At 63.1% G+C, this 10,528-nt stretch carries 4 protein-coding genes; all 4 read right to left on the bottom strand.

Annotated features, from left to right (window positions below; all coding sequences use genetic code 11):
• The coding region (locus H5U38_07100) for a PAS domain-containing protein (GenBank protein MBC7186787.1) at nucleotides 1-280 on the bottom strand (280 nt) is incomplete at its 3' end.
• A 56-nt stretch (nucleotides 281-336) separates the two neighbouring features.
• On the bottom strand, nucleotides 337-480 hold the full coding sequence (locus H5U38_07095) for a hypothetical protein (protein MBC7186786.1): 144 nt from the start codon (nucleotides 478-480) through the stop codon (nucleotides 337-339).
• A 113-nt stretch (nucleotides 481-593) separates the two neighbouring features.
• Entirely contained in the window at nucleotides 594-1,532 is a 939-nt protein-coding gene (locus H5U38_07090; GenBank protein ID MBC7186785.1) for a hypothetical protein, read from the bottom strand.
• A gap of 434 nt (nucleotides 1,533-1,966) precedes the next feature.
• The gene (locus H5U38_07085; GenBank protein MBC7186784.1) at nucleotides 1,967-10,465 is read right to left on the bottom strand and encodes an Ig-like domain-containing protein; all 8,499 of its coding nucleotides are present in this window, start codon (nucleotides 10,463-10,465) and stop codon (nucleotides 1,967-1,969) included.
• Between the last annotated feature and the right edge of the window lie 63 nt (nucleotides 10,466-10,528).

The raw sequence follows: 10,528 nt of genomic DNA, 5'->3' as shown, positions 1-10,528 counted from the left end.
CGGATTCGCACAGGCTGGCGCGGAACACCTCCCAGCACAAACGGCCAATGGCCTCCGCGCGGCCTACGCCAGTGATCTGCTCGGCGGCCCGATTGAAGGAGGTGATGCGCCACTGCAAGTCCACCGTGAAAACGCCGTCAGATATGCTCTCGAGGATCGCCTCGCTGTCGACCCTCCAAGCCTCCGCTGAGACGCGCGCGTCAAGGTGGCTCCCAGGGCGCGTGCTGTTTTCCTTGCCCTTCCGCTCCTCAGGAATGGCAGCTTTTTCTTTCCTGCTCATCTGATGCCATCGACGATTTCCTGTTCGGCCAGCCCGCTCGCGGTCGTGGCACAACGCTAGTCGGTTGTCGCCAATAGATCCACCGCCGCCCGGATCTGCTGCTCCCAGAGCAAGAAGGTGTGGGCTGCGGCTTGCTCACCTTGCTTCTTGCCCGTGCTGGTGACCGAGCCTCTCGGTTGCTCGCGAGAGAAGGCCCACATGACCCTCCCCTCCCGTCGACAGGCTCGCCGCCGCTGGAGCTGCGCTTTCCCATGGCCAAGCCGCCTTGTGCAGGCATAGTCAATTCACCCATAAACACTGGCCCTTTGGCGAGCTACTCCTCTCGCACCAGACAAGGCGCGATGCCCCCAGAGCCAAGCTCTTCCTCGACATAGAGCCGCACATCGGCGGGTCGCATCACCCCCTGCTCAGTGACCACCCCCGTAAACAGCTCCAACGGCACCGCCTCAAAGTGGATATTGCGCACCTCAACGCTGCGTGGCGCGCCCGGCCACACCTGCCGCGGCGGCCGCTCGGTTTGGAATCCCCGGGCCAGCGCCCGCGGCAGGCATTTCGACAGCTCGCTCACTGCATACACGGGCACCTCCCCCTGTTGCGCCGCCACGGCAATTGCCTGCGTTCCGATCTTGTTGACGACAAACTGCTCCGTGACCATGTCGGCGCCGACCAGCACAAGATTCGAGTCGGCCACCAAGGCGGGCGCAGCAGCATCTACGATGAGCGTTACCGGCAGGCCCAGGGCCGCCAGCTCCTTTGCCAACAGCCTACCCTCCAGCAGCGGCCGCGATTCGGTGACGATAGCCTTGAAGCGGCGGTCCGCTGCCTTGGCCTGTTTTAGACCCGCAAACACCGAGCTGCTGTAGCTATGCGTAAGAACGATGTCCCCGTCCTTGATCAGGGCTCCTGCTGCCGCAGCGATCTCGCACAAGGCCGCGTGCGACACCTGCAGCCAGGAATTGACATGGCCGCGGGCCACTCGGAGAAGCTCGGTGGAGTCCTCCCCTTCGGTCCCCTCCCCGCTCAGGCGCAAGAGGAGTGAGTTGACGAGGTTGAAAATGGGGCCGTTCCCCGGTTGTGCGGCCAACAGGGCGCAGCCGAGGTCGATGAGCCCTTCCATCACGCGCGCGGGAGGCGCCTGCCGGCGCTCGTCCAGGAACGCCAGGAGACAAGCTGCCGCTTCTCCCGCCAGCACCGAGGCGCCCGACACGTGGTCCTCCCGGATCTTCTGCAATATGCGCAGTGCCTTTGCCATTGCCTCCCTCTCCGATTCCTGGGCCGGTCTCTCGTCTCGAATATATCATTCCGGCGGTCAAAAACAAGCACATTCTTGTGCTGCGGCAGAGTCCCCCTTGTGAGCTTCCTTTCGGTCAGCGCCGAGCAAGAAGAGCAGTTGGGCAAAAACCTGCCGCGCGGGCACATACGCAGCCAGCATCTTCGTGCTCAGTGGCTGGGCGACTGCCCATGCCACGTAACCACGGCCGAGGGCAACCCACTGAGCGAGCCACAATCTCTGGGACCGGAATCGCCGGCGACGGCCACGCGCACAAAAGAAAGGCCGGCACCACCAAGAAAGCTGGTGCCGGCCCGGAGGGAACAAGGAACTGGGCAAGCGACAGCAGACGCTTATCCAGTCGCTCAGGGAAGCCCTGGTTCCCCAGAATGTCTCAGACCGTCAACCAAAGCAGGTCACCGCAGCAGTGCCATCTTTCTGGTCTCCACAAAGGTGCCAGACACCATCCGGTAGTAGTACACACCGGAGGAGACCGCCTGGCCGTACTCGTCGCGGCCATCCCACAGCAGGGTGTGGTAGCCGGCGGCCACTTGCTCATCGACCAAGGTGCGCACCAGCTGGCCGTAGATGTTGTAGACCTTCACGGTGACCCTCCCTGCCGCAGGCAGCTCGTAGCGGATGGTCGTCACCGGGTTGAACGGGTTCGGGTAGTTCTGGGACAACGCGTACTTGGCCGGTACCGGTGCGACCACGGTAATTGGGCCATGTTCGGTGCGCATCCCATTCCGGTCGACATCGACGAGCTTGTAGTAGTACGCTCCTCCCTCGTTGGCGGTCTTGTCCACGAAGGTGTAGGTGCGATCCTCCCTGCTAAGGATGAGCTCGCTGTTCACCGCCACATAGCCGCTCTGCCGCGCGCTGCTCCTGAGGATGTGGAAGCCCGCGTTGTTTGCTTCGAAGCCGGTCTTCCACTCGATGACCACGCCCTCATAGGGCACGGCCTTCGCCGTAAAGCTCTCCAGCTCCACGGCAGTCGGGGTGATCCGCACATGCCAGGTCCGCTCTATGGTGTCATACCCGTCGCTCACCTTCACCTTGACGTCATAGTTGCCGATGGAGAACAGGGTCGACCTGAGCACGAAGCTGCTTGCGGTGGAGGTGATGATTCCGGCCACGGTCCACTCATATCGCAGCGAGTCGCCGTCCAAGTCAGCCGCCTCCACCACAAAGGTGACCGAATCCGGCTGCACGATGGTGATCTGGTCGAACACCGGCGAGTAGCCAACGATGTGCGGTGGACGGTTGAAGTTCAGCACCTCGATGCGCACCGAGTCGATGCCGATGCCACCCTTGTTGTCGCGCGCGATGAAGACCGGGTAGTAGACTCCAGCCTGCGCATAGTTGGGCGTCCAATCAAATACCCTCGTGCCCAGCGAGTCGAAAGTGGCGCCTGCAGGCAGCTTGCGCGCGTGATAGGTAATGGGGTCGCCGTCGGCGTCGGTTGCTACCACCGTGAACCGTACCCGTTGCGTCTCCTGCACTGTGATCGCTTTCGGCAACGTGAGCTGCGGGAAGGCATTCTCCACCGCCACGGCGGTAAACTCGATCGGCGAGCCGGCGCAGCCCTGCTTGTAGGCCAGGCACTTGTTCTCACCCACCGTCGGGCCGAGTCGCCAGCGCGCTGAAGCAATGCCACTGCTATTGGTGTAGACCGGCTGCGGCTCGACAATGCTCCCGCCGCCCTGGATGACCACGTAGGTCACCCAGGAGTTGGGCACGGGGTTGCCGTACTGGTCCGTTACCCGCACTTGCAACGGGAAGACGAGCTCCCGGCCAACGCTGCCCGTTTGACCATCGCCACTGACATAAACGAGGTTCGCTGGTAGATCCGGCAAGCCGGTGGCCGTGAAGACGACCGGCGTCAGGCCCAATGCCGCTGCGCGGACCATATAGGTACCTGCGGTAACGCCCAAGGTGAACGAGATGCTCGCCTTGCCCTCGTTGTCGGTCAGCCGCGTGTTGTCACTGGGCAGGGTACCATTGCCCTGAACCACCGTAAAGGTGACCGGCACCCCAGAGACGGGATTGTTGTTCTTGTCCAACGCCCTTGCCACCAACGGCAGCGGCAGCGTCCGACCCACCACGTACTCTTGATTGTCCCCAGAGTAGACCTCCAGTTTGGTGGCCACATCGGACCTGGCGTAGGCCGTGAAGGTGACCGTCGTGGTCAGACCCTGGCAGGTCGCGCGCACCAGGTTTAATCCAGAGGTGCGTGAGAGGGTCAGATACGTCTCCGCCAAGCCATAGGCGTCGGTGGTGTCCACCGCGGGGGTGACCAGGGCGCCGTCGCCGAGAATCACATCAAACCTCACGGCGCGCCCAAAGACCCCCACGCCCGCGGCGTCGGTCACTCTGACCACCAGCGGTTGCGGCAGGACCCGTCCGGCTATGCCTGTCTGCTCGTTGCCAGAGTAGATGGCAATCGCCGTCGGTGTCGGCTCCATGCCAAAGGCGGTAAAGCCCACTGGCGAGCCGCTCAGGCCTGGGGCCCGTGCCTCGACTCGGTTGTAGCCAGCAGCCCGCCCCAAGATCCAACGGGCTTGTGCAACACCGTTGCTGTCGGTGTACACCGGCTGCGGCTCGACGATGCTGCCACCGCCGGCTGTCACCACAAACTGCACTGCATGGCCAAAGATGCCGTTGTCATTGCGATCCGTGACGCGCACCTGCAGCGGCTGCGCGAGAACAGTGCCGATGTTGCCGATCTGGCCATTACCGCCGAACTCGGCGATGCGCGAGGCAGCCAGCGCGGTGAAGCGCACCTGGGCAGTAGCCAGCAGGTCAACGCCATGGGTCACGGCGCGGGCGCTCACCACCTTCACCTCCGCTTTGGTGGAAGCCAGGTAGCCTTGCGTCTCGCCATTGGCGTCGGTGAGGCTCATCGGCTGCGTGATGATATTGTTCGTGCCCGTGGCGTTGATGATCACGGCGGCGTTAGGCACGGGATTGTTGTACTGGTCGCGCAACCTCACGGTGATCGGCGACTTGCTCACACCATCTGCCGGAATCGGCGAAGCGGCAGTGATGGTGGAAGTCTGGGCGCTGGGCGGCCCAGCAAAGGCCGATGCCGTGAAGAGCAGCGGGGAGCCGGCCAGTGGGTTCACGCCATCTGTCGCGGTCACTTCAAGCGTGTTGTTATTCGTGCCCGCGACCGTCCCCACCTTCCAGGTCACCTCAGCAACTCCGTCGCTGCCGGTATTGACCACGACGATGCTGCCCACCTCGTTCAACACACCGCCACCTGTCACTACCCTGAAGGTCACCGGGTGCCCAGCCACCGGGTTCTGGTTCCTGTCGCGTGCGCGCACGCGGATAGGCTGCGCCAGGGTTGTGCCCGCGGCAGCCGACTGCCCGTCGCCCGAGACCTTCTCGATGGCAGTGGCGTTGCTGCTACGCGCCGAGGCTACGAAGATCACCGGCGAACCAGAGAGCTGGCTGCCGCCGTAGGTGGCGGTGGCGTGCACGATGTTGTTGTTCTGTCCGGCAACCGGGCCGAGGATGAGGAACACCGCAGCCTTACCCTCCACGTCGGTCTGTACGACCCGCAGCGTGTCGGTGGGGCCGTCCAACGTGCCGCCGCCGGCCATTACCCTGAACGTCACCGAGTGGCCGACAATGGGGTTGTTCTGCGAGTCGGTGACCTTGACGGTGAGCATCTGCGGCAGCGGGTTGCCTACGATGCCTTCCTGGTTGTTGCCACTCACCATCACCAGCTTGTTGGGCGCTCCCACCGTCGCCGAGGCGATGAAGCGGACGCCCGAGCCGGGCAGAGGCGTGCTGTCGCGAGCCACACTGGTCGCCTCGACCACGTTGTTATTCACCCCAGGGGTAGCGCCCAAGGTCAGCGTCACCTCCGCGATGCCCTGCGTGTCGGTGAACACATCGCGACGACTGGCCCCGGCCAGGTTGCCGCCACCGCTCAGCACCCTGAAGGTCACGATGTGGCCGTTGATCGGATTCTGGTAGTTGTCCACAACCTTCGTCTTGAATGGCTGCGGCAGCGGCGTGCCTACCGCGCCGGTCTGGCCGTTGCCGGAAACCTCCATGAGTGCCGCGGGCGGACCCGGGAGCGCCGTGGCGTAAAAATCAACCGGCGAGCCGGAGAGCCCCGGCACACTGGCCCGCACCAGATTGTTGAGCGTGCCGGCCACGGTGCCCAGGGTGTAGACCACCCGTGCCGTCCCATCGGAGAGCGTGAGCACGTTCCTCTGCGTCTGCCCTGCAAGGGTGCCGCCCCCCTCGATGACCGAGAAGGTGACATTGTGCCCAACCACCGGGTTGCCGAAGCTGTCCACAACCTTCACGACCAGCGGCTGCGGGAGTACCGTGCCCACTTCTGCCGACTGGTTGCGGCCAGACACGTACTGCAGTGCGGCGGCAATGCCCGGGGAGGCAGTCGCATAGAAGGTGAACGGGGATCCGTCCAGGTGGACACCGCTCTGCTTGGCCGACGCCTCGACGACGTTGTTGTTCTGGCCCGGCTGCGTGCCCAAGGTCAAGAACGCCATGGCGACGCCAAAGCTATCCGTGTACGCGTTCTGCTCCGGGATGCCGGCAAAACTGCCACCTCCGGAGATGACCTTGAAGGTGACCAGATGCCCCTTGATGCCGTTGCCGAAAGCGTCGGCCACCTTCACCTTGAGCGGGTCGTTCAAAGTGGTCCCCACAGCGCCGCTTTGGTAATTGCCGGACACATAGATCAGTTGCGAGGGCGTGCCCGGCGTCGCGGAGGCTCTAAAGTATTTCGGCGAGCCCTGCAAGGGGACTTGATTGCGCTGCGAGGTCACCTCTACCACGTGGACGTCGCGACCCGCCAACTGTCCGAGCGTCAAAGTAACCGAGGCAAGCCCCTCTGCATCGGTGTTCACCTCTACAGAGGTCTGTCCACCGATGTTGCCCCCTCCGCCGATGACTGCAAAACGCACCGGATGGTTAGCGATGGGATTGCCCAAGATGTCGGTCACCCGCACCACGAACGGCTCCGGAAGCACCGTGCCGACTGTCCCGCTCTGGCCATCGCCAGAGACCTTGGCCAACTGATGCGCCACCCCTTCGGTGCTGATGGCCGTGAAGACCACCGGCGAGCCCGCCAGGTGCGCGCCCTGGTACTGCGCAGAGGCCTCCACGCGGTTCGTCTCGCCGAGCGCACTTCCCATGACGTAGATCACCTGGGCATACCCTTGGGCGTCGGTGGCCACGTTGCGCTCGGTCATGCCGTCCATGGTCCCGCTGCCCATGGTGCGCACGAAGCGAACTTGATGGCCGGGGATGCCGTTCCCCTTGGCATCGGTGACGCGCACCCGGAAAGGCTCCTCCAGCGGCATGCCCACCGGCCCGCTCACCGTCTCCAAGGGCGAGATCTTGGTGAAGGTGGTCGGCGGGCCAGGCTGGCCAGTGGCCGTGAACACCAGGGGTGAGCCACCCACGCCGGTAGCCCTGGCTTCGCAGGTATTGGTGCCGGCCGCATCACCCAGGGTCCACGTCACCGAAGCCTGACCCTCGGCATTGGTCGTCACCACCTTCGTGGTGGCGCTCCCGTCGAGCTTCCCGCCCCCTGCCGTCACTACAAACGTCACTGGGAAGCCCGCCACCGGATCGCCGGAGGTCACGTGCGCCACCATGACCACCAAGGGCTGGGGCAGCAAGGTGCCTACCGTTCCGGATTGCCCGTCGCCGCCCACCTTGGACATTGCCAGGTTCAGGCCCGTGGCATAGGCGCGGAAGATGATGGGCGACCCCTCCAGCCCAGGTGCACTGGCCTGGACCCGCTGCAAGTAGGAGCCAAAGCCCAAGGTCAAGTAGGTGGAGGCCTGACCGCTGTTGTCGGTCATCACTGGCTGGGCGTTCGACAGCGTGCCGCCGCCCTCCAACACCGAGAAGGTGACCCCGACGTTGGGAACGCCGTTGCCAAAGGCGTCCGTCACTTTCACCACGAACGGCTGTGGTAATCGCTGTCCCGCCTGGCCGAACACGCTGTCACCCGACACATACACCAAGCGACTCGCTTCGCCGCCGACGGCCGATTCGGTGAAGACGACGGGGCTTCCTGTGAGCTGGTCACCACGGTAGTAAGCGCGCGCCTCCACGGTGACCGTGCCCACCTGCAACCCCAGCGTGCAAATGGTCGAAGCAAGGCCGTCGCCATCAGTGAGCTTGTCGGCGTACGTGGTCGCCAAGCTCCCCTGACCCGAAGGCGTGTAGGTCGTCGAAGTGGTCAAGAGAACCTTGTCGATGAGCGTCCCATCCTCGGCGTTCTTCAGGGTGATGCTGTGTCCGCCCTTGGTGAAGTTGAACGCCGTGGCGTACTTGGACCATGCCCAGGTGGTGGACACCGTGAGGTTCACCAGGGCATATGCCCCTTTGTCTTTCTTCACGTAGAAGGAATTGGACAAGTTATCCGGCGCCTTGTAGCGCACCCAGAGGTAGTAGTTCCCGGTCTGCGGCACGAAGAAGTGAATCTCCACCTTGCCGGTGTCGTTGGTAGTATTGAGCGTGGGAACGCCCACACACATGCTCCCGGCGGCGTCTGCATCGGCAATGCGCACCATCGGCGTTTCCACCGCGCCGCTCTCCGCCTCCAGCCAGATGTTGCCATCGAACGACGTGATGTCGGTGCTCAGGCTTGCCACCCCGCTGGTGACGGCAAAGTCCACGTACACACCGGGCACGGGCACGTTGTTGGCATCGGTGACGAGCACCTTGAGCGGTTGCGGCAAAGCCTCACCGATCCGCCCGGTCTGCGCGTCACCGGACCAGTACTCCACCCTGGTGGGTTCAGTTGCTTGCAGTTCCACCCCGAAGGACTCGATGTTGTTCGCCCCGCCGTAGCCTGTTCCTCCCTTCAGGTAAGCGCCCACGTACCAGGTGGCAGGGTTGATCACGCGCGAAGCATCGTTGAGGCGCCCGACGAAGGTGCTGTTCTTGTACACGTCAAAGTGGTGCCCGGTCGCGTCCGTGCTAAACACTACCTTGAAGGTATCCCTTGCCGCCGGCTGTGCAGCCACGTTCGTCAACAACTGCACCTGCACCCCGGGGTTGCCGGCGTTGAGCGTGTAGAGGAAGAGCCTAGTGTCAATGTGGAAGATCATGTAGCCGTTTGCATTAGGATCCGGCTGGTCCATAAGGGCACAGATGGCTCCTTGGCCAATGCCTGCCGCGGTCGCGGACTCGCTCCACACAATCATGGCGGCACGCGGCTTGGGGAACTTTTTGAACACCGCGGCATAGCCCCAGGCAGCCGCGCCAGTAGTCTTGTTGTTCTTCAGCTCCCCATTCTCGATGACATACTCCGGGTCCGCTGCCCAATCGGCACCCAGCTCCGTGCGTTCAAAGGTGTCCCAGTAGGTGGCGTAGCGCACAGGGCTCTGCGTGGTAGCCATCACCACATTGGACAGGTCGCTCTTGTTGCCGGCGTCGTCGGCCACCTTGAGGGCGAAATAATAGGTGGTAGCCGAATTGAGTCCTGTGACGGTGAACGTCTCCGTGCTGCCGGCGGCTTTGGGCGTGCCCAGGCCAGTGACCGGCGTGGCCGCGTCAAAATTCGCGGCGGTAATGGGCGACGTGGACCTCCGCAGGTCGTAGGAAGCAGCGGTGCCTGTGGTCCCGTCGTCGCCGGTGGCTGTCCACGTCAACGTCACAGAGCTGGAAGTGGTAGCGCCCACCGCCAGGTTGGTCACCGCCGCCGGTGGCGTATTGTCCACCACGGTGGCAGCGACAAAGTCGTCGATGTTGTTGTTGAGGGCACCCCTGAGCATGACACCAGCATAGCCGTTGATGCTCCCCACGCGTTTCAATGCATCCGAGACCCGCCCATCGAACTGATCATTGATGTAGTAGTCAAAGTGGTAACCGTTGGCGTTCTCGGTGATCAACACCTTTACGGTTTGACCCGCCGTGGGAGCTGCCAGCGCAGCCGCAATGTTGACTATCGGAGTGGTGGGAACACCGTTTTCGATCGTCCAAAGGTAGAGCCGGGTACTCGAGTGCCAGACCATGTAGCCATTTGCCGAATCAGGGTCATCGTTATCCAGCATCACGGCAAAGGCCCCTTCGCGAATGCCAGCAGCATCAGCGCCCACGCCCCAGGTGTATTGCACCATGTTCGGCCCCGGGTGTGCGGTGAAGATCGCAAGGTCGCCCCACACGTAGTTCGTGTTGGTGTTGGCCAACTCGTTGCTGACGATCTGGTAAACTGGGTCGGCGTTCCAGTTGGCGCCTGGGGGGCCGTCGGCGCGGTTAAAGTCGTCACGCGTCTCGGCACCTCCCCCGGCCTTGGACACGGTGAAATCGTCAATGTTATTGTTCAGGTTGCCCCTCAGCATCACTCCGGCATACCCATTCAGGCTGCCGGCACGCTTGAGAGGGTCGACAACCGTGCCGTCCAGCGCATCGTCGATGTAGAGGTCAAATCGGTGTCCCGTCGCATCCGAGGAGATCACCACCTTCATCACTTGGCCGGCCGTGGGAGCCGGTAGGTTGGCCGGTACATTTTGCACACTGACGCCCGGCTCGCCATTGGCGATGGTCCAGAGATAGACCCGCGTGCCGCTATGCCAGACCATGTACCCATTGGCGGTCACGCTGTTTGCGTCCAACATCACTGCGATCGCCCCCTCCCTAATGCCATTGGCGTCGGCAGTGCTGCCCCATTTGATGGACACCGTCGTAGGTCCACTCATGGCATTGAACAAGGCCAGGTCGCCCCACGCATAGGTGGTGCTAGTATTGGCCAACTCATTGCCCACAATCTCGTAGACCGGATCGGCGGTCCAGTTGGAGCCAAGCTGTGCGCGGTTGAAATTGTCAACCATGGTCTGTGCCGCCCCATAGCTGGCAACCACCGCCAAGAGAACCGCTGCCATCCCCCACCGCACCACATGTGCCTTGTGCATCATCCTTGTACCCTCCACAGTTCCACAACCCTGAGCGTGGTTGTTTCACGCAAAGACACCATCTCA

The organism is Calditrichota bacterium (assembly GCA_014359355.1).
Taxonomy (GTDB): domain Bacteria; phylum Zhuqueibacterota; class Zhuqueibacteria; order JANLFK01; family Oleimicrobiaceae; genus Oleimicrobium.
The sequence above is the reverse complement of the archived record's forward strand: the minus strand, read 5'-3'. Positions and strand labels throughout refer to the sequence as shown.

Coding starts and splice junctions, on each gene's coding strand:
- H5U38_07095 (MBC7186786.1), bottom strand. CDS start 480: ATGTGGGCCTTCTCTCGCGAGCAACCGAGAGGCTCGGTCACCAGCACG.
- H5U38_07085 (MBC7186784.1), bottom strand. CDS start 10,465: ATGATGCACAAGGCACATGTGGTGCGGTGGGGGATGGCAGCGGTTCTC.
- H5U38_07090 (MBC7186785.1), bottom strand. CDS start 1,532: ATGGCAAAGGCACTGCGCATATTGCAGAAGATCCGGGAGGACCACGTG.